Raw genomic sequence first — 18,234 nt, 5'->3', positions numbered from 1 at the left:
AGGGAAACGATGGAGTTAACAATTTCGTATTCGCAATTAATGTTGATGAACTATGACGGTGATCAGCCTTACGTTGACTGGACGGATGAAGATTTTGAGAGAGGTTATGCGAAGACGGATGGAACTGTTATTTTTGAAGCACTTTCTGATTATACTTGTGAAGTAAAAGTGACCCCAGGGAAACATATTGAGAAAGAAGAAGTAATTAGAACGGTTACAGTTCCTTTTACAGTTGAAAATGAATGTATCGTTGTAACAAGTATTCTTTCAAATAAATTTCAAATTCCTATTCCAAATGGTGAGTATACGGTTGTATTACAGGCAACACCCCTTGAAGAACCAACGGATGATGAATTATATAAAATACAATATGAATTCTTTTTTGAAAGTAAAGAATAAAGAATGGGGTATCCTCAAAAAGGATACCCCATTTTTATTATGCGTTTGTTTTTAGCAAGGAACGAGCGTCTTTTGCCGCTTGCACCATGTGCTCTAAAGCTGGAATAACTTCTTCTGTTCTTCTCGTTTTTAAACCACAATCAGGATTAATCCAGAAATATTTAGGATCGCATACTTTTAAAGATTGTTCTACGATTTTATACATTTCATCTTTACTTGGTACACGTGGGCTATGAATATCATATACACCTAGACCGATGCCTTTTTCATATGTTGTATGTTTTAATGTATCAATAAATTCACCGTGACTTCTTGATGTTTCGATAGAAATCACATCTGCATCTAATGCGCGAATCGCATCAACGATATCTTCGAAGTTACTGTAACACATATGAGTATGAATTTGTGTTTCATTTGCTACAGATGAAGTGGCTAAAAGGAAGGATTGTACTGCCCATGTAATATAAGCGTCCCAATCTTTTTCTTTTAGTGGCATTCCTTCACGAAGTGCTGGCTCATCGACTTGAATTACTCGAATTCCGGAAGATTCAAGTAGTTCAATTTCATGACGAAGAGCTAATGCAATTTGATATGAAACTTCTTTTCTTGGAATGTCATTTCGAACGAAGGACCAATTTAAAATCGTAACAGGTCCAGTTAACATGCCTTTTACAACTTTCTCTGTTAAGCTTTGTGCATAAACAGTTTCCTTAATAGTCATTCCGTTAATAAAGGCTACATCACCATAAATAACAGGTGGTTTTACGCAGCGGGAACCGTATGATTGCACCCAACCGTTTTTAGTGAATGAGAAACCAGCAAGGCGTTCACCAAAATATTCGACCATGTCAGTTCTTTCAAACTCACCATGTACAAGAACATCAAGACCAATTTCTTCTTGGTAACGAATCCATTTTTCTGTCTCTTTTTCAATAAATTGTTCATATTGTTCATTTGAAATAACACCGTTACGCCATTCTTTTCGCGTTTGGCGAACTTCAGTTGTTTGCGGGAAGCTACCGATAGTTGTTGTTGGTAACAACGGTAACTTCAAAGCAACTTGTTGCAATTCATATCGTTTTTCAAATGGAAGAGGTCGTGAAAAATCTTCTTCTTTTAGTGCTGTTCGTGCTGCTTTGACATCTTCTCGGTTACGTGCAGCAGATGAACGAATTGTATGATGTACATTTCGATATGTTTCCAGCTCATTACGAATGCTTTCTGTACCTTGAGTTAGAGCGGAATGAATAAGAACTAACTCTTCTAATTTTTGATTTGCAAATGCCAACGCGTCAAATAGCTCAGTCGATAAGTGAGTTTCTTCTGTTTTATCGATTGGCGTATGCAATAAGCTACAAGAAGGCTGAACGATGAAGTTTTTCGTTTGGACTTGTTTTTGTAACGTTGTAAATAACGTAAGAACTTCATCAAGATCGGCTCTCCAAATGTTACGGCCATCTATACAACCAACAGCTAAAGTTTTATCAGCTGGGAATCCATATTTTGAAATAGCATGTAGATTACCTTCTTTACCATGAATGAAATCTAATCCAATATTTGATACTGGGAATGTAATGATTTCTTCATAGTTTTCTTCTACACTATCAAAATATGTTTGTAAAAGAAGATTCGCATTTGGAACTTCTTTACGAATAGCTTCATAAATTTCTTTTGCTTGTTGAACTTCTTCTTTCGTTAAAGAAGCGAAAATCGGTTCATCAACTTGAATGATTTGTGCACCAGCTGCATGTAGTTCTGAAAGCAGTTGTACGTAAGGTGCAACTAACTGTTTTAAAATAGTAGCAAATTGCTCTTGTGTATAGCCTTTAGCTAATTTCAAGAAAGTATATGGTCCTAAAATAACAGGTTTTCCATCTACTCCTAATTCTTGTTTTGCCTCTTCGTATAAGCGAAGTGGACGATTATCTTTTAAAGAGATTTGTAATCCCTCTTCATATTCTGGAACGATATAATGATAGTTTGTGTTAAACCATTTTGTCATTTCGGAAGCTACGTGATCTTTAGAGCCACGCGCCATTGCGAAATATACATCAAGGTAAGATGTAAACTGAGAAAAACGTGATGGGATAAATCCTAGCATATAAGCAGTATCCAAAACGTGATCGTAATATGTAAAGTCGCCAATTGGAATAAGTTCAATCCCTTTTTCTTGCTGTGCTTTAACGTGTTGAAGACGAATTTCTTTCATTGTTGTTAAAAATTGTTCTTCATCAATTTTATTAGACCAAAAAGCTTCCAATGTTTTTTTCCACTCTCGTTGTAGTCCGATACGTGGATAACCTAAGTTACTTGTTTGAATTGCCATTTCAAATTCCTCCCTAATTGAAAGTAAGCATTTCCGTTTACTAGGAAATACCTATAACAAAAAGCATATAGGCATAGAAAATAAGCCTTCCTTTTTGTTTTAACACCTCATCATCATCCGTGAATCTATCAGTGTTGTTAAAACAGGCAGGTCTCCTGACTTATGCTTCATATGATTTCTTTCACCTTCCCGTTTTCACAGTGGCATTAAAAAGAAATCTCAGCATTTACAGTGGCGGGACCGTGTTGGAGTTTCACCAAGCTTCCCTTTTAAACACGAAACAAACTGTTCGTGTACCCATTTTCCTTTTGAAAGGAATTTAACAAGCGATATGATATTGAAACAAATTCTAACACAATTTTTGGAATTTTGTCTACTGTTTTGAAATAAGAAAATTCTAAAGTTTTTTATTTTAATTATTTGTATTTTTCTGATTTTTTAGAGTGAAGAGACATGAGGAGAATTGAAATAAAGTGCAATTAAATTTATAAAGAAATGGGTACCTATACATACATAAGATGCCAGTTATGTTATTAAATAATTGGTTTATCTTATATAGAAAATTAAACAAGCATAACCTCAACCTAAATTAGAATGGGGTTATACTTGTTTTAGACTTTGAAATAAAATAACTATATTGTCATTTTACAGTTTCTATTTTAAAAGTTTAATCCGTATCAATATCAATTTCTGAAAGTCGACCGGCAACAGCATCTGCAAGAAGGGTGTTTAACCATTGCAATTCGACTGTAATATGTTCAATAACGCTTTGCAAAATATATCGCTGTGCACGTGGGATGTGTCCTTTGCTACTATCATATACAGTTTGCATATTATGTAAATATTGAATGGTGTCATTTTTCTTTTTTTCTAAAATCGGAACTAACTCTTGGTCATCACCAAAATGAGCGAAAGAGAGTGCCGAATAAATTGGTTTATATATTTGATTTTTTGCCTCGAATTGTTTTAATAGTAATGTGTGAAATAACCGCTTACCTTCGTCTGTTATATGAAAAATTGTTTTATCTGGTCTATTTGTATCTCGAACAATAGTTGTAACACGAATTGCCCCTTGTTTTTCTAATTGCTCAAAGGCATAGTAAAGTGATCCTTTTGCATATTTAATGTAACAGTCCATTTGTCTTTCTTTCATGATGTGCTGCACTTCATATGGATGTTTATCTCCTTCGAGTAGTAAGCCGAGAATGACTAATTTCATACTCATGCTGTTTCAACTCCTATATATAAAAACTTTATACATATTATAAACGGCATATCCGTTTTCATAAAGGGATATGCCGTTTCTTTTCTATATATTAACTTACCTTCTTCTGTTTTTGTTTCGTTTTTGGTCCTGTAAAAAGACGCTCATTTCCCATAAGTAAAATGCAAATAATACTTAGTACAGCCGGGATCAGTGCCCAGAAGAATGTACTGGCAATAGATGTAGCTAGAGCTTCTTTAATACCAGTTAATATTTCAGTTGGTATTTTATCGGTAGCACCTGGTGATAATAAGAAACTTGTGTCTCCACCCTTTGGAGCTAATTTTGCTAGTTCAGGTGGGAAGAGAGTGTTTAGTTTATCTGTAAAAATATGATTTTGAATTGTACCGAAAATCGTTACACCAAGAGTCATACCGAGTGAACGGAAAAATGAGTTTGTTGATGTAGCAGAACCACGGTCTCTCATTTCTAATTTGTGAATCGAAGACATACTTAAAACTGAGAATGAGAAACCAACTCCAAGTCCAGCGAGAACCATAAATAGCGTTACGAGTAAGCGTGGTGTGTCCATTGTTAAAGTACTTAGTAAATAAATACCGAGAACAAAGAAAACGCCAGATGCCATCATAATGTTACGATAACTTGTTCGAGAAGCTAACTGTCCACCCGTTTGACTTCCAATTACAGAGCCAATCATCATAGGTGTTAAAATTAATCCAGCATTTGAGGCTGAACCACCGAGAACACCTTGAACGAAGATTGGGATATAAACTGTACAGATGATAAAAGCGGCACCATAGAAAAAGGCAACACCTTGGCTAGCTGCGAATAAAGGTTTTTTAAATAGATGGAAAGAAATGATAGGCTCGGTTGCTTTTCGTTCTACGAAGAAGAAAATAATAAGCATAATAACAACTGTTGTAAATAAGCCGATAATTACAGTGGAATCCCATGCGTATTCTTTACCACCAAGTTCTAATGCGAACATTAAGCAAACGATACTAATAACAAGTGTAATAGCGCCAGCCCAATCAATTTTTTGTTTTCTAAATTCTAGAGATTCACTATAATATTTCGTAATGAAGAAGAAGGAGATAAGTCCTAATGGAATATTAATATAGAAGACCCAGTGCCAACTTATATAGTCTGTAATATAAGCACCTAATAAAGGGCCGAATACACTAGATGTTCCGAAAACAGCACCGAATAGCCCTGTCATTTTTCCGCGCTTTTCTGGTGGGAATATGTCGTACATAATAGTGAAGGCGATAGGCATAAGAGCTCCGCCACCAATTCCTTGAATTGCTCTATAAATACTTAATTGCTCAATACTAGATGCTGTTCCACAAAGTGCAGAACCGAACAAGAAAAGAATAAGGCCACCAATATAAAAGCGTTTCCGTCCGTACATATCAGAAAGTTTTCCGAAGATAGGCATTCCTGCCATTGTTGCTACCATATATGCAGACGTGACCCAAACGAACTTGTCAAATCCTCCTAGGTCTCCAACGATTGTTGCCATTGCTGTTGCAACGATTGTATTATCCATTGCCGCCATTAAAATACCAAGTAGTAAACCCGCAACAACAAATTTTGTCTTGCTGGAGTCTTTTTTTGATAATTGAGATTCCAAAGATAACCCTCCTTTAATAATAAGTAAACTATATTAAGTTTTGAGTGCAGCGCATAAAAATTATAAATATATTTTTAAAAATCAATTTACACAAGTGCACTGACAAAGCCATAAAGAATATTATAGTCAAATTTGACTAAAAGGCAAACTTTTTCTTCCGTCAAAATATTCTGTTGTATGGACAGCGAAAGAGTGAGTAATACTTAGTATTGGTAAAAAGTCAATGAAGGAAATTGTAAAAAAATATTTCAGTAAGAATACCTGCTGTTAACAGATGAAAAATGGTTTTTTCTTTACTTTGTCGAATAGGATAAAAGGAAGAGTAATAACTATATATCGTTTGTAACGAGCTTTATTAATATTGTGTAGAGAGGCAGAATAAGGTCGTATGGATATGATGCATCTGAAATGGGGTGAATATTATTATGAAAATATGGAAACGAATTCCGGATCAAGGAAGGCGTTCAATACCGCTACAACCGGTATTATGGATTGATGGCTCAAAAAAGGAAAATGAATGTCCTAACGTAGCAGTTACATTACAAATCCGTAGTATGTATAAAGAAAAATTTTCATATGAACTGACCTATGATGTAAACGACATACTTATTATTCGAATTGAAGTTGAAAATAAAGGAATGGAAATGATTTCACGAGTTGTAGTAAGTCATATGATTCGAGATTATTTTGCCTATATTCCAAATTCATTAAAGGTTGATAAGGGGATGAGCGAGTTTCTGTTCCAGCTTGTAAGGTGGAGAATTGATAATTTATTACCAAATGAGAAGGTAGAATTAATTTGTAAAATAAAAGCAAATAAAGATAAAGAACTCAAAAACACACTATTTCAGGCTACATATACATTTCAATATAACGGAGTATCATATGGTCCGTTGCAAACAAATGAAGTTGTTGTACGACAATGATAAAAAGGAACCTGTATGAAAGGTTCCTTTTTGATTCCCTTTTTTGTTCGATCCATATTTACAATAGCGTCGATTTGATTGTATGTAATGAAGTTTACTCCGAAAGAATTAAATAGTAATTTTAGCGACTACAGAAACCCCGATAGTAAACGTATAATATCTGATAGATTTTTCTTTTGTAGCATGTAGGTCACCATATTTCTAAAATGATGCATGGCATATATATGAAATAGAATAGAAATGGTAGACAAGCTTAAGCGGAAATGTACACTCAATATGTACATTTTTTATTTTGTAGAAAAACATAATTGTTATAGAAACATATATTGGTATAGAAGGGAGGTGAAGTATGAAACATAAAGGGAAAATTAGTGGATTATTACTTGGGAATACAGTGGCAGTTACAGAATGGATTGCGCTTCAGGATGTAATTACAAAACTGGATTCGCGATCATTTTATACCGTCTTTATTATTTATATATTGCAAATGATACTCAGCTATTATTTTGGACATTGGTATGATAAAAAAGCGAGTGGGCGTATGGATACGGAAGTAGGAGGAATGGCAAGTAATGATTTTATAGTTGATTTTTTTGAGAAAGTAGCTGCTTTATCAGAACGAGATTCTCATAATATTACAGTGTACATTCTTTCTGTGAAAGAATGGAAAGGACTAAAAGAAACAGTGCAAGAAAAAAAATTGGAGGTGTTAGTACAAAAATTGGAGAGCACGATTGTAAAGACACTTCGTAAAGGCGATGTCGTTACGAAGTGGGATGAAAATAAGTATGTGATTGTGGCGATTGATAACGGACATGAAAAGTCGACAATAACAAACCGATTAATGAAAAATATTGAAAGTGAAATAGAAAATGGTTTGGTAAGTATGACTCTATTATTTGGGGCTGCTAGTTATCCTATAGAAGGAAAAACGTTTGAAGAATTGTTAAGAAAGGCACAAAATCAATTGTACCAGCATAGAAATTTGTAAAAAAATAAGTGAAATTTTGATTTGAAGAAATATGATATGAAGAAGTTTTTATTGTAACATTTTTTTGACTTTTATTACAAAAAGAACTTTTTTTGTAATAAAAGTCTTTAAAAATATATGAAATAGGCATATAATTATGATGGATGTGTCAATGCATTTTGCACAATGTGTTTCATTTTAAAAGTGTAGAGGAAAGTATACTCTACACTTTTCCTTTTTAGGGAATGGCAAGAATAATTGTAAGTTGTTGCAAGATAGCATTTATACTGTGTAAAATGAACGAAGAGATTATTTGATAGAAAGCGGGAAAGGGAATGATAGAATGATAGACGTGTGAGAACAACGAACATCTTTTATCAGGTGAATGATTACTGTTGTTCTTCAAATTATTATGGTTGTGATGAATTCCGTTGTACTTTTGTGTAATACATAATATCAATAGGCTTTAAAAAGTGCCAAGTAAAAGATGGATATGGAACTGCTATTTAGTTCAAAAACGGAAAATGTAATTTCAAGTAATACAATTTGTACAAGCATTATAAACAATATGAATGATTTTCGTGAAAAAGGTGCGAGTGTGGAGTTTATAGAAGGTTATATAATTTCATAGCTTTTTACACGATGATCGTATATAAGTAGGAGGAAAAAGATGTTGAAATATAGTAAATTAGCAATTGTAACTGCATTATCAATGACTTTACTAGCGGGTTGTTTCGGGCCGAAACCAGAAGAGGAATTATATGTTGCATTTGAAAATGCTGCAAAGCAAGAAAAAACAATGTTTGAAGATGCAAAAAAACTTGAAACTTTAGAGAAAGAGGGACAAGAATTATATAACCAGATTGTTCAAGAAGGAAAAGATAATAATCAAACTGTTAAGGAAAAACTAAACCAAGCAGTGAAAAATACAGATGAACGAGAAAAAGTGCTTAAAAAAGAAAAAGAATCTTTAAATAAGGCACAAGAAGAAGTGAAATCGGCAGATAAATATGTGAAGAAAATTGAAGATAAGAAATTGAAAGATCAAGCGGATAAAGTGAAAAGCACATATGAGAAACGACATGATTCATTTAACAAAATGTATGATAGCTATAATAAATCGTTAAAACAAGAAAAAGAATTATATACAATGTTACAAGATAAAGGTACGAAATTAAAAGATATTAGTGAAAAAGTAAAAGTAGTAAATCAGTCTTATAAAGATATTGAATCAGAAAAAGACAAGTTTAATGAATTTACGAAGTCTTATAATACAGAAAAAATTGCTTTTTATAAACAAGCAAATATTAAAATTAAAGAAGAGAAAAAATAAAACAGTTTGGCCTACAATTGGCCAAACTGTTTTATTTTTTTGTATAGGTACGACTATACCATGGGACAGGTTCACTTAATTTCTTTTCTTGTTTTAGCGCTTCAGGACCAATATAATCTTGAAGTGTTTTTTTTGCTACTGTTAAAGATAAGGTTGTTTTCGGATTTCGATAGGAGGATTCAAGATGACCGAGATGTGGTAGGATTCGAAAATCTTCTTTTGTAGGAGGAATATGGAAAAAGTAATCACCTAAACGTATAAGAACATCAGATTGTTGTTGGCTAAAACGTGGATTTCTAGAGAAATGTAATCCTTCTTTAATAGCTTTTTTTTCAGTAATTAAGCGTTCTAAAGCTGTCTTTTTTAACCAGTATAAATACTTCGGATTAGTTGCAGCTTTAGCATGACGATTCACAACGAAAATAGATTGAGCTAGTCGATTAATAGAATGTTGGTTTTGTAATTGAGATTGTGGTTGTGAAGGTTTCATATTAAATCTCCTTTCAATTTTTCATTATTATACCATAAGTAAAAGCGATTTTTATTATATGCAAAAAGTGATTGTATATATTTTCAATATTAAAGCAATATTGTTACAAAAAACAACTATTTTGTATAATAGTAATAGAATGTGTTTTAGAAATTTGATAATGAAAGAGTGAGAAGTTTGAAAGAAATATTAAAACAGCAATATGCCATTATAGATATTGGATCTAATACAATGCGTTTAGTTATTTATGAAAAGCAAAACGGAGGTTTTTATAAAGAGATTGAAAATACGAAAGTGGTTGCAAGGTTAAGGAATTACTTAGTCGATGGTGTGTTGATTGAAGAAGGAATAGAGGTATTGTTACAAACATTATTTCAATTTCAAGAAAGTACACGATTCCATCAGTTGCACCATGTACTTTGTGTTGCAACGGCAACAATTAGACAGGCTGAAAATCAAGAATCAATTAAGAAACTTGTTGAAGGACAAACAGACTTTACTCTTAGAGTATTATCAGAATATGAAGAAGCACGTTACGGCTATTTAGCAGTTATGAATTCAACTTCGTTCTCTGAAGGAATTACGGTAGATATTGGTGGAGGAAGTACGGAAGTTACATACTTTCGAAATAGAGAGATTTTAGAGTATCATAGCTTTCCTTTTGGAGCACTTTCTTTAAAGCAGTTTATTAAAGAGGACATACCTACTGAAGAAGAGTTGGAAAAGATTCGAACGTACTTAGAATATCAATTTCGAACATTACCATGGTTAATTGATAAGAAGTTGCCTCTTATTGCAATTGGTGGTAGTGCGAGGAACTTAGTGAAAATTCATCAAAATTTAATTTGTTATCCTATAGCAGGGGTACATTTATATAAGATGAAAGAAGAAGATATTAAAAATGTGAAAGAAGAATTAGAAGCATTGTCGTTCATAGAACTTCAAAAATTGGAAGGATTGGCAAAAGATCGAGCAGATACAATTGTTCCAGCAGTCGAAGTATTTCATACGCTTGTTAATGTTATAGAGGCGCCATCATTTGTATTAAGTAGAAAAGGATTACGAGAAGGTGTTTTCTATGAAGAGTTGACAAAAGATTTGGGGATTTCATATTATCCGAACGTGGTCGAAGAAAGTTTGTATTTATTATCACATGAATATGAAATGGATATGGAATTTGTAATGCAGCTTATTAAACATGGAAGATTGATTTGTCAACAACTTGAACAAACAGGGCTGATTTCTATGTCAGTAAAAGACTGGGAAGTATTCCATCAAGCAGCGAAAGTATTTAATATAGGCAAATATATAGACGAAGAAGCGAGCCGCTTACATACGTTTTATTTATTAGCGAATAAAACAATTGATGGTATGATGCACAAAGAGCGAGTAAGATTAGCGCTTATTGCGTCTTATAAATCAAAAATGTTATTCAAACAACATTTGTCACCATTTGAAGGATGGTTTGATAAAAATGAACAAAAGAAAATTCGCCTTTTAGGGGCTGTTTTACAATTTTCAGCAGCTTTAAATATAAGACAAAGATCGCTTGTTGAATCAATATCTATAACAGAAAGTAAAGAAGGATTAACATTTGAAATTGTATGTGAACAATCGGCGTTAGCGGAAAAAGTGCAAGCTGAAAAGCAGAAGAAACAGCTAGAAAGAGTATTGAAAACAAATATTACCTTATTATTTAAATTAAAGCATTGAGTTGTACGGATGTCTTTACAAAAAATTTACACTTTATAATATTGTAATTTGCTAAAATGAAAGTAACTAAATTATAGTAAAAAAGTTTCAAGGGGAAGTGTGAAGAGAATGGAATTATCGAAGGGGAATATAGTAAATTTAAATGATACAGCTTATTACAACAATCGAGAGTTAAGTTGGTTAGCATTTAATGAACGTGTACTACAAGAAGCACAAGATGAAACGAATCCACTCTTAGAAAGATTAAAGTTTATTAGCATTTTTAGCTCAAATTTAGATGAATTCTTTATGGTACGCGTGGCAGGATTGAAGGATCAAGTGAGTGCTGGTTTTAACCAACCAGAAAATAAGGCCGGCTTAACACCAAAAAAGCAACTAAATAAAATTGCGATAAAAGCACATGAATTAATGACCGTACAGTATGGTACGTTTAAAAATTATGTGTTGCCAGCGCTGGAGTTAGAGGGGATTGAGCGTTTAACATTCCATGATTTGACGAAAGAACAGAGAGAATTTATAGAAGAGTATTTTGATGAACAAATTTTCCCAGTCTTAACACCTGTGGCTATCGATGCATATCGTCCATTTCCGATGTTATTAAATAAAAGTTTAAATTTAGCTACTCTTTTATATGATGAGAAACAAGTGGAAGAAGAAAACCGCACGAAGTTAGGAATTGTACAAGTTCCTTCACTACTGGAACGTTTCATATTTTTACCGAGTGAAGGACAAAAGCATAAATTTATTTTATTAGAAGACGTAATTAGTAGTTTTACTCATAAATTATTTACAGGATATAAAGTATCATCTGTTACTCGTTTCCGTATTACACGCAATGCGGATTTAACAATTCACGAAGAAGGTGCGAGAGATTTATTAAAGGTAATTGAAAAAGAATTAAAAAAGCGTAAGTGGGGAGCTGCTGTACGTTTAGAAGTTGGCAAAGAGCATATTGATGAAAGAGTATTAGCATTATTATATGAGGTGTTGGAAGTAAAGGATGAAGATGTGTATATAATGGATGGACCGTTAGATTTAACATGTCTATTTTCTTTATATAAAAAACTAGCGCCTTTATATGAACATTTAGTATATCCGGCTCTTATTCCACAACGACCTCAAGATTTAGGGGATGCGGAAGATGTATTTGAAAAAGCAATTGAGCATGATATTTTATTACATCATCCGTTTGAATCGTTTCAGCCAGTAGTTGATTTTGTTCGTGATGCGGCAGACGATCCGAATGTACTTGCAATTAAACAAACATTATATCGAGTAAGTGGGGATTCGCCGATTATTCAGGCGCTAAAGGTAGCAGCTGAAAAAGGGAAGCAAGTGACAGTATTAGTTGAATTAAAGGCAAGATTTGATGAAGAAAATAATGTGCATTGGGCTAAAGAATTAGAACAGGCGGGATGTCATGTTATTTACGGTGTAAGTCATTTGAAAACACATAGTAAAATTACACTAGTTGTAAGAAGAAAAAACGGAAAAATCGAAAGGTTCGTACATCTTGGGACCGGAAATTATAATGATGCAACCGCAAAGCTATATACCGATTTTGGCTATATTACATCACGAAAAGACTTTGGGGTCGATGCAACAAATTTCTTTAATTATTTGAGTGGTTATACAACAAAACCGCATTTTCATCATTTATCGGTTGCGCCATTTGATATAAGAGAGCAATTTATCGATTTAATAGATGAAGAAATTCGTTATCATAGGCAATATGGAAATGGATATATCATTGCTAAAATGAATTCGTTAACTGATAAACCACTCATTAAAAAAATGTATGAAGCATCACAAGCTGGAGTAAAGGTAGAGCTCATCGTTCGAGGAACATGCTGCCTACGACCTGGTATTCCAAATGTAAGTGAAAATATTCGGGTAGTTAGTGTTGTCGGGAGATATTTAGAACATAGCCGTATTTATTATTTCCATCATAATGGAGAAGAGAAAATATATTTATCTTCAGCTGACTGGATGACAAGAAATATGGAGAAACGTGTAGAAATATCTTTCCCGATATTAGATATTGAAATGAAGGCACGAATTAAGGCGATTTTACAGCTTACTTTAGCTGATAATGTGAAAACACGTGAACAAAATAAAGACGGTGACTATTATTATGTTATTAATAATGGGGCAGAAGAGATTGATAGCCAAGTGAAGTTATTTAAGATGGCGTATCAAAACACAGATGCCGAATAATGAGAACAAAGTAAAAACCTCTTTTTAAAAAGAGGTTTTTACTTTGTTCTCTACTTATTGTATGTTCTCAAAATAGAAGCATGCGTAGAGAGAATAGTTTTTATTGTAAGCATGTTAATGGATTATGAATCGGTTAAGAGAGGGAATAACATTGGTAGAATTGTTGCGGTACATTAATAATAGTATGGCTGTTGACAAGGTCCACCATAACAAGGGTAAGGTGCTGGCGGTGGAAAAGGTGGTGGATATGGTGGGTAATATGGTCTAGGACCGAAAGCTAATGCCCCGCCAAGCAGTCCACCAGCAATACCAGCTAGAAATGGAACTCCAAAAAATGGAAAGAAGCGTGAGTCGCCTACTGGACCAATAGGTGCTGAACGGACTGGGATTGGTTGATAATATGGATACATGAACAAACCTCCTTTATTGGACTCACTTTTATCATATGGTAAATGAAACGTGGATGAGCGCGTACAAGAAAGGATATGTAAGAAAATAGGCGAATGATTACGAATGTTGGAGCGTGAAAATCGTAATTTCAGGTTTTGACATAAATCGGAAGGGGACACGAGTTCTTCCGAGGCCTCGGTTGACATAGAGAGCTAAATCTTGGATCGTATAGAAACCTTCTACATAGTTTTTAGCAAGTGCTGGGGTAATAATAGCGCCCAAAAAAGGAATTTGTACTTGTCCGCCATGACTATGACCAGAAAGCTGTAAGTTAACTGGATAGTTAGCGATTTGCGGTGCAATATCTGGTTCGTGAACAAGAACAATGTTATAAGTGTTTTTCCGAGCGCGCTGTAGTGTCTCCTTTATTTTTGGTTTGCCTAATAGTATATCATCAAGACCGAAAATGGAAATCTCACTATTATCCAGCAGACGGATTTTCTTTTCGCTATTTAGTAATAGTTCAAATCCAGATTCACGCATGATGTGTTCGTAGTACTCCGTTCCATATCCGCCATGATCATGGTTACCATAAATAGAAAATTTACCGAAGGGAGCTTGTATATTTTTTAAAATGGATGCAACGAAAGGAGTGTCAGTATATGTTTGATAATTATCAATGAGATCGCCAGTAAAAAGAACAATGTCGGGTTTTACAGCATTAATTTTAGAAACGATTTTAGATAAATGGTGGAGAGAGAAATAGTATCCGAGATGTAAATCGCTGAATTGAAGAATCTTCATACCATGAAAACTTTTTGGTATGAGTTGTGATTTCAGTGTATGTTCTGTAAAAGAGAGTAGATGAGGCTCAATATATTTAGCGTAATAGTATCCGATGCTAGTCGTTATAAATGAATATAGACAAGTTCGCATTCCAGTTTTTAAAAAATCTCTTCTTGTAATTTTCTTCATAAAAATATGAGTATACCTATTTGACTTATATCATATATGTTCGCTCTATTTACAGGTTACTCAAACCTCCTTTTCAGTTTATTTGAAATATATTTTAAATAATAAAAAAGTAGTATTGATTACGAAAAAACGAATGAAAAGAAATCTCTTTACGTTAAAATATCAGAAAAGTTTAAAAATATAAAGATTTCTATTAAATAAAATGATAAAATGAATGTGTATTCATTTTTTGGAGGGGATATATATGAAAGAAAAAGTAGTTATTATAACAGGTGGATCGAGTGGAATGGGAAAAGGAATGGCGACTCGTTTTGCAAAAGAAGGGGCACGAGTTGTTATTACAGGACGTACAAAGGAAAAACTAGAGGAAACAAAATTGGAAATTGAACAATTTCCAGGACAAATATTACCGGTACAAATGGATGTAAGAAATACGGATGATATTCAGAAAATGATTGAACAGATTGATGAGAAGTTTGGACGAATTGATATTTTAATAAATAATGCAGCTGGAAACTTTATTTGTCCAGCAGAAGATTTATCCGTGAACGGCTGGAATTCGGTTATTAATATTGTGTTAAACGGTACATTTTACTGTAGCCAGGCTGTCGGAAAATATTGGATTGAAAAAGGTATAAAAGGAAATATCATTAACATGGTAGCAACATATGCGTGGGATGCAGGTCCGGGAGTTATTCATTCGGCTGCAGCGAAGGCTGGAGTATTAGCAATGACGAAAACACTCGCTGTTGAGTGGGGACGTAAATATGGAATCCGAGTTAACGCTATTGCGCCAGGACCAATTGAACGTACGGGCGGTGCTGATAAATTATGGATTTCAGAAGAAATGGCTAAGCGTACGATACAAAGTGTTCCGCTTGGAAGACTGGGTACGCCAGAAGAAATTGCAGGTCTAGCTTATTATTTATGTTCAGATGAAGCTGCGTACATAAATGGAACGTGCATGACAATGGATGGAGGACAACATTTGCATCAATATCCATTTTAAAAGGGATAAAAAATGAATGTTTCATTCATTTTTTTACGGTTAAATGTGACGGAATTGTGACATATGAAAGAAAAGTGTTTACAAGAGGTCATATATACGTTATATTTAAGACCTCTTTTTTCTTCATAGTAGAATTGCTAATTCCCCTTAGCATTTTACCCCTCTAATCCCTTCAGGAAAACTGAAGGGATTTTTTATTATTTTTCCGTAAATATCATGTTATAATTTTTGAAAAGTAAAGGGAGGGAAGCACGTTGATAGATGCATTAGATGTAATGAGTAACTTGGATAAAGTCCTTCCTTATTATCAAGCAATTTTTAGTGCTGATGAACATACTGTAATTGGATATGAAGTAGTAGGGCGTATTCAAACAGAAGAGGGCATACAAAGTTTAGCTTCTTTCTTTCATGATGACTCTATTCCAAGTGAGTTTCAACTAGAAGCGGATAACATTATAGTAGAAAAAGCTTTAAATCGTTATTTAGAAAGTGATCAAAAACTATTATTATTTATACATCGGAATGCTAACGTATTAATGAACGATGATGATGAAAGTTTGCTTCAACTTTTATTGATGTATGAAAAACAAGGTTTAAATTTGAAAAACATTGTTTTAGAGATTACAGAACATGAATGTAAAGAAGATATAGAGCAATTTAATCATTTGCTTATGTATTATCGTACATATGGTATTCAAATTTCGATTAATAAAGTCGGAACAGGTACAAGTAATTTAGAACGTATTAGCGTGTTAGCACCTGATATTTTAAAAGTAGATTTAACAAATTTAAGGCAAACTGCACTTTTACAATCTTATCAAGATATTTTATATTCTTTATCATTACTTGCTAGAAGAATTGGTGCGACATTGTTATATGAAGAAATAGATGCTTTTTATCAATTACAATATGCATGGAAAAACGGTGGTAGGTACTATCAAGGGAATTATTTGAAAGAATGCTTACCTGATTTTATTGAAACGAACGTTTTGAAAGAACGACTTGGTAATGAGTGTCATCAATTTATTCAACATGAGAAGAAAAAACTACAAAAGATTTATAACTTAACAGAAATGTTACGTGATCGAATTGGCGATGTTTTAGCCAAACAGAAAAAGAATGAAGATATAAATGATTGGTTATTACAATTTAGCCAAAGTGTATCACAATGTAGTTTTCGTATATTTATTTGTAACGAAGATGGTTTCCAACAATCAGGAAACGTTATGAAAAAAGATGGGGAATGGATTGTGATGCCTGAGTATTATATGAAGAACTGGAGTTGGCGCCCGTATTTTCTAGAGAATATTATGAAAATGCGTTTTGAGAATAAGGCAAGACTTTCAGATTTATATGCTGATATTGAAACCGGTGAGATGGTACGAACATTTTCTTTCCCGATTGATGATGAAAACTTTTTATTTATAGATTTATCGTATGAATATTTATATGAAGAAGATGTTTTATTTTAATGCACGAAGAGATTCGTGCATTTTTTGTTTGTTTTTATCATAAATTGGTAATAGTGAAAATGGTGCCGAAAATGCTGTCTATCGTTGTAAAGATTTTACGAACGAAACCAGCCCTTTCTTTGCATAATCATTGTTACAATGAATACTACAAAGACAAGTTTTCTTAAAAGGAAGGTGAAAAAATGAGAAAATATGGAATATGGTTAGTTCTATTTGTATGCGTTGCCTTTCTAGTTGGTTATAGTGTTACAACTGTTTTAGGAAAAGAGGAAGTGAAAGTCGATCGGAAAGAAGTGTTTGTAACGATACAAAAAGGCTATGAAAGCCAATTTTCAATTCGTGGGAAGCGTTTGCCGATGAATAAGATGATAGAAACGTTATCACCATATTTTACAGAGAATTTCCTTCAAGTATTTACAGATGAAAATAGTAGAAGTGATAAACAAAGTGGTGAATATTTACTTCCAGCAAAAGAAGCGCCATTTTCTTTTAATTCAGAAACGAAAATGTCATATGATGAAGAGCATAAAATTTTATATGTTTATGAGCGGGCGAAAAGTGGACAATATCAAATTGTAACATTGCAAAGAGATCAAGGGAAGTGGAAATTGGCTGGATATCATGAAAGTCAAGAACTTTTAACTGAAATAAAAAGGTTACAACAATTATAAAGTGAAACTTTAATCAGGGGCATATCCCGTTTAATATGAACTTGCCACAATCAGATGCATACTTCCAAAATATATCGGGATAAAAATAGGAATAGGTCTTTACCTATTCCTATTCTATATTCAGAAGTTGTTGTAATTTTTCAATTTGAAAACCAGCAACAACTTCTCCATCAATTACAACCGTCGGAGTTGAATAAGAATCATAGTCATATAAAAGACGATTGCGAGCAGCGGCGTCTTTTTTTACGTCAAACTCTTCGTATACAACGTTATTATGCTTTAAAAATTCTTTCACAATAACACATGGCGGACAATCAGGTTGTGTGTAAACCTCAATTTTTTTCATTGCAATTCCTCCTTTTTACTGTTTTTTTATTATATTCTTCCAGTATAAAAATCGCAATAAAGAAGGGAAAAGATGTTCTTTCTGTTTTTTCCTTCGTATTTCGACAAATTTTTAGTTGAGTTTCTGGCCAATAACCTTT

Annotated in this window: 17 protein-coding genes, 1 pseudogene and 1 riboswitch; of the genes and pseudogenes, 10 read left to right on the top strand and 8 right to left on the bottom strand. The window is 33.4% G+C overall.

Translation table 11 applies throughout. From position 1 onward, the window contains the following. The first annotated feature begins 9 nt into the window (after positions 1-9). A complete protein-coding gene (gene comJ / locus PDQ40_RS10850; RefSeq protein WP_000424017.1) occupies positions 10-399 on the top strand; it encodes a competence protein ComJ in 390 nt (129 codons plus the stop codon). A 37-nt stretch (positions 400-436) separates the two neighbouring features. Here comJ and metE read toward each other — a convergent pair whose 3' ends face one another. The 3 genes from metE to PDQ40_RS10835 form a co-directional block, all read right to left on the bottom strand. Then, entirely contained in the window at positions 437-2,725 is a 2,289-nt protein-coding gene (gene metE, locus PDQ40_RS10845) for a 5-methyltetrahydropteroyltriglutamate--homocysteine S-methyltransferase (protein ID WP_001007596.1), read from the bottom strand. Between the two features lie 128 nt (positions 2,726-2,853). Then, positions 2,854-3,041, bottom strand: a riboswitch (cobalamin riboswitch). Positions 3,042-3,392: 351 nt separating this feature from the next. Then, entirely contained in the window at positions 3,393-3,950 is a 558-nt protein-coding gene (locus PDQ40_RS10840; protein WP_000062075.1) for a PadR family transcriptional regulator, read from the bottom strand. A 91-nt stretch (positions 3,951-4,041) separates the two neighbouring features. After that, positions 4,042-5,583 carry an MDR family MFS transporter gene (locus tag PDQ40_RS10835; RefSeq protein ID WP_000445751.1) on the bottom strand — a complete coding sequence of 514 codons (1,542 nt, stop codon included), beginning with the start codon at positions 5,581-5,583 and terminating at the stop codon, positions 4,042-4,044. Between the two features lie 425 nt (positions 5,584-6,008). Here PDQ40_RS10835 and PDQ40_RS10830 point away from each other — a divergent pair, with 425 nt between their 5' ends. Then, on the top strand, positions 6,009-6,509 hold the full coding sequence (locus PDQ40_RS10830; protein ID WP_000708168.1) for a hypothetical protein: 501 nt from the start codon (positions 6,009-6,011) through the stop codon (positions 6,507-6,509). On the opposite strand, the pseudogene PDQ40_RS10825 reads toward PDQ40_RS10830, so the two are convergent. After that, positions 6,449-6,694, bottom strand: a pseudogene (locus PDQ40_RS10825) (hypothetical protein). The gene PDQ40_RS10830 and the pseudogene PDQ40_RS10825 overlap by 61 nt on opposite strands. Before the next feature lie 164 nt (positions 6,695-6,858). On the opposite strand from PDQ40_RS10825, the gene PDQ40_RS10820 reads away from it, so the two are divergent. Both PDQ40_RS10820 and PDQ40_RS10815 read left to right on the top strand, forming a co-directional pair. Continuing rightward, on the top strand, positions 6,859-7,500 hold the full coding sequence (locus PDQ40_RS10820; protein WP_000680833.1) for a diguanylate cyclase domain-containing protein: 642 nt from the start codon (positions 6,859-6,861) through the stop codon (positions 7,498-7,500). 649 nt (positions 7,501-8,149) lie between these two features. Continuing rightward, a complete protein-coding gene (locus tag PDQ40_RS10815) occupies positions 8,150-8,812 on the top strand; it encodes a YkyA family protein (RefSeq protein WP_000922491.1) in 663 nt (220 codons plus the stop codon). Between the two features lie 31 nt (positions 8,813-8,843). Here PDQ40_RS10815 and PDQ40_RS10810 read toward each other — a convergent pair whose 3' ends face one another. Further along, on the bottom strand, positions 8,844-9,302 hold the full coding sequence (locus PDQ40_RS10810) for a YkyB family protein (protein WP_000804868.1): 459 nt from the start codon (positions 9,300-9,302) through the stop codon (positions 8,844-8,846). Between the two features lie 177 nt (positions 9,303-9,479). Here PDQ40_RS10810 and PDQ40_RS10805 point away from each other — a divergent pair, with 177 nt between their 5' ends. Together PDQ40_RS10805 and PDQ40_RS10800 are read left to right on the top strand one after the other, a co-directional pair. Continuing rightward, positions 9,480-11,015, top strand: coding sequence for a Ppx/GppA family phosphatase (locus PDQ40_RS10805; protein ID WP_000658861.1), 1,536 nt, complete (start codon positions 9,480-9,482; stop codon positions 11,013-11,015). A gap of 108 nt (positions 11,016-11,123) precedes the next feature. Further along, complete coding sequence (locus PDQ40_RS10800; protein WP_000423563.1) at positions 11,124-13,232, top strand: polyphosphate kinase; 2,109 nt, start codon at positions 11,124-11,126, stop codon at positions 13,230-13,232. Positions 13,233-13,405: 173 nt separating this feature from the next. On the opposite strand, the gene PDQ40_RS10795 is transcribed toward PDQ40_RS10800, so the two are convergent. Together PDQ40_RS10795 and PDQ40_RS10790 are read right to left on the bottom strand one after the other, a co-directional pair. After that, the gene (locus PDQ40_RS10795; protein ID WP_000283743.1) at positions 13,406-13,642 is read right to left on the bottom strand and encodes a hypothetical protein; all 237 of its coding nucleotides are present in this window, start codon (positions 13,640-13,642) and stop codon (positions 13,406-13,408) included. Positions 13,643-13,739: 97 nt separating this feature from the next. Further along, positions 13,740-14,597 (bottom strand): metallophosphoesterase, encoded by an 858-nt coding sequence (locus PDQ40_RS10790; protein WP_000724508.1) that lies wholly within the window; start codon positions 14,595-14,597, stop codon positions 13,740-13,742. A gap of 244 nt (positions 14,598-14,841) precedes the next feature. On the opposite strand from PDQ40_RS10790, the gene fadH reads away from it, so the two are divergent. The 4 genes from fadH to PDQ40_RS10770 all read left to right on the top strand — a co-directional run bounded on the left by fadH (position 14,842) and on the right by PDQ40_RS10770 (position 17,749). Further along, complete coding sequence (gene fadH / locus PDQ40_RS10785; protein ID WP_000660909.1) at positions 14,842-15,606, top strand: 2,4-dienoyl-CoA reductase; 765 nt, start codon at positions 14,842-14,844, stop codon at positions 15,604-15,606. 254 nt (positions 15,607-15,860) lie between these two features. Then, positions 15,861-17,078: an EAL domain-containing protein gene (locus PDQ40_RS10780; RefSeq protein WP_000564304.1), complete on the top strand. Its 1,218-nt coding sequence runs from the start codon at positions 15,861-15,863 to the stop codon at positions 17,076-17,078. Beyond that, complete coding sequence (locus PDQ40_RS10775) at positions 17,078-17,245, top strand: hypothetical protein (RefSeq protein ID WP_001998150.1); 168 nt, start codon at positions 17,078-17,080, stop codon at positions 17,243-17,245. The genes PDQ40_RS10780 and PDQ40_RS10775 overlap by 1 nt, the downstream gene beginning before the upstream one ends. A 15-nt stretch (positions 17,246-17,260) precedes the next feature. Continuing rightward, the gene (locus tag PDQ40_RS10770; RefSeq protein ID WP_001233820.1) at positions 17,261-17,749 is read left to right on the top strand and encodes a DUF3993 domain-containing protein; all 489 of its coding nucleotides are present in this window, start codon (positions 17,261-17,263) and stop codon (positions 17,747-17,749) included. Positions 17,750-17,858: 109 nt separating this feature from the next. On the opposite strand, the gene PDQ40_RS10765 is transcribed toward PDQ40_RS10770, so the two are convergent. Then, entirely contained in the window at positions 17,859-18,095 is a 237-nt protein-coding gene (locus tag PDQ40_RS10765) for a glutaredoxin family protein (RefSeq protein ID WP_000717880.1), read from the bottom strand. Positions 18,096-18,234: the final 139 nt, after the last annotated feature.

The organism is Bacillus cereus group sp. Bc061 (assembly GCF_027715825.1).
GTDB classification, from domain to species: domain Bacteria; phylum Bacillota; class Bacilli; order Bacillales; family Bacillaceae_G; genus Bacillus_A; species Bacillus_A paranthracis.
This window is presented reverse-complemented; position numbering and strand designations above follow the sequence as displayed.

Bases quoted from the DNA above. Each gene is read 5' to 3' on its own strand.
- comJ (WP_000424017.1), top strand. From the start codon at position 10: ATGGAGTTAACAATTTCGTATTCGCAATTAATGTTGATGAACTATGAC.
- metE (WP_001007596.1), bottom strand. From the start codon at position 2,725: ATGGCAATTCAAACAAGTAACTTAGGTTATCCACGTATCGGACTACAA.
- PDQ40_RS10840 (WP_000062075.1), bottom strand. From the start codon at position 3,950: ATGAGTATGAAATTAGTCATTCTCGGCTTACTACTCGAAGGAGATAAA.
- PDQ40_RS10830 (WP_000708168.1), top strand. From the start codon at position 6,009: ATGAAAATATGGAAACGAATTCCGGATCAAGGAAGGCGTTCAATACCG.
- PDQ40_RS10820 (WP_000680833.1), top strand. From the start codon at position 6,859: ATGAAACATAAAGGGAAAATTAGTGGATTATTACTTGGGAATACAGTG.
- PDQ40_RS10815 (WP_000922491.1), top strand. From the start codon at position 8,150: ATGTTGAAATATAGTAAATTAGCAATTGTAACTGCATTATCAATGACT.
- PDQ40_RS10810 (WP_000804868.1), bottom strand. From the start codon at position 9,302: ATGAAACCTTCACAACCACAATCTCAATTACAAAACCAACATTCTATT.
- PDQ40_RS10800 (WP_000423563.1), top strand. From the start codon at position 11,124: ATGGAATTATCGAAGGGGAATATAGTAAATTTAAATGATACAGCTTAT.
- PDQ40_RS10795 (WP_000283743.1), bottom strand. From the start codon at position 13,642: ATGTATCCATATTATCAACCAATCCCAGTCCGTTCAGCACCTATTGGT.
- PDQ40_RS10790 (WP_000724508.1), bottom strand. From the start codon at position 14,597: ATGAAGAAAATTACAAGAAGAGATTTTTTAAAAACTGGAATGCGAACT.
- fadH (WP_000660909.1), top strand. From the start codon at position 14,842: ATGAAAGAAAAAGTAGTTATTATAACAGGTGGATCGAGTGGAATGGGA.
- PDQ40_RS10775 (WP_001998150.1), top strand. From the start codon at position 17,078: ATGCACGAAGAGATTCGTGCATTTTTTGTTTGTTTTTATCATAAATTG.
- PDQ40_RS10770 (WP_001233820.1), top strand. From the start codon at position 17,261: ATGAGAAAATATGGAATATGGTTAGTTCTATTTGTATGCGTTGCCTTT.
- PDQ40_RS10765 (WP_000717880.1), bottom strand. From the start codon at position 18,095: ATGAAAAAAATTGAGGTTTACACACAACCTGATTGTCCGCCATGTGTT.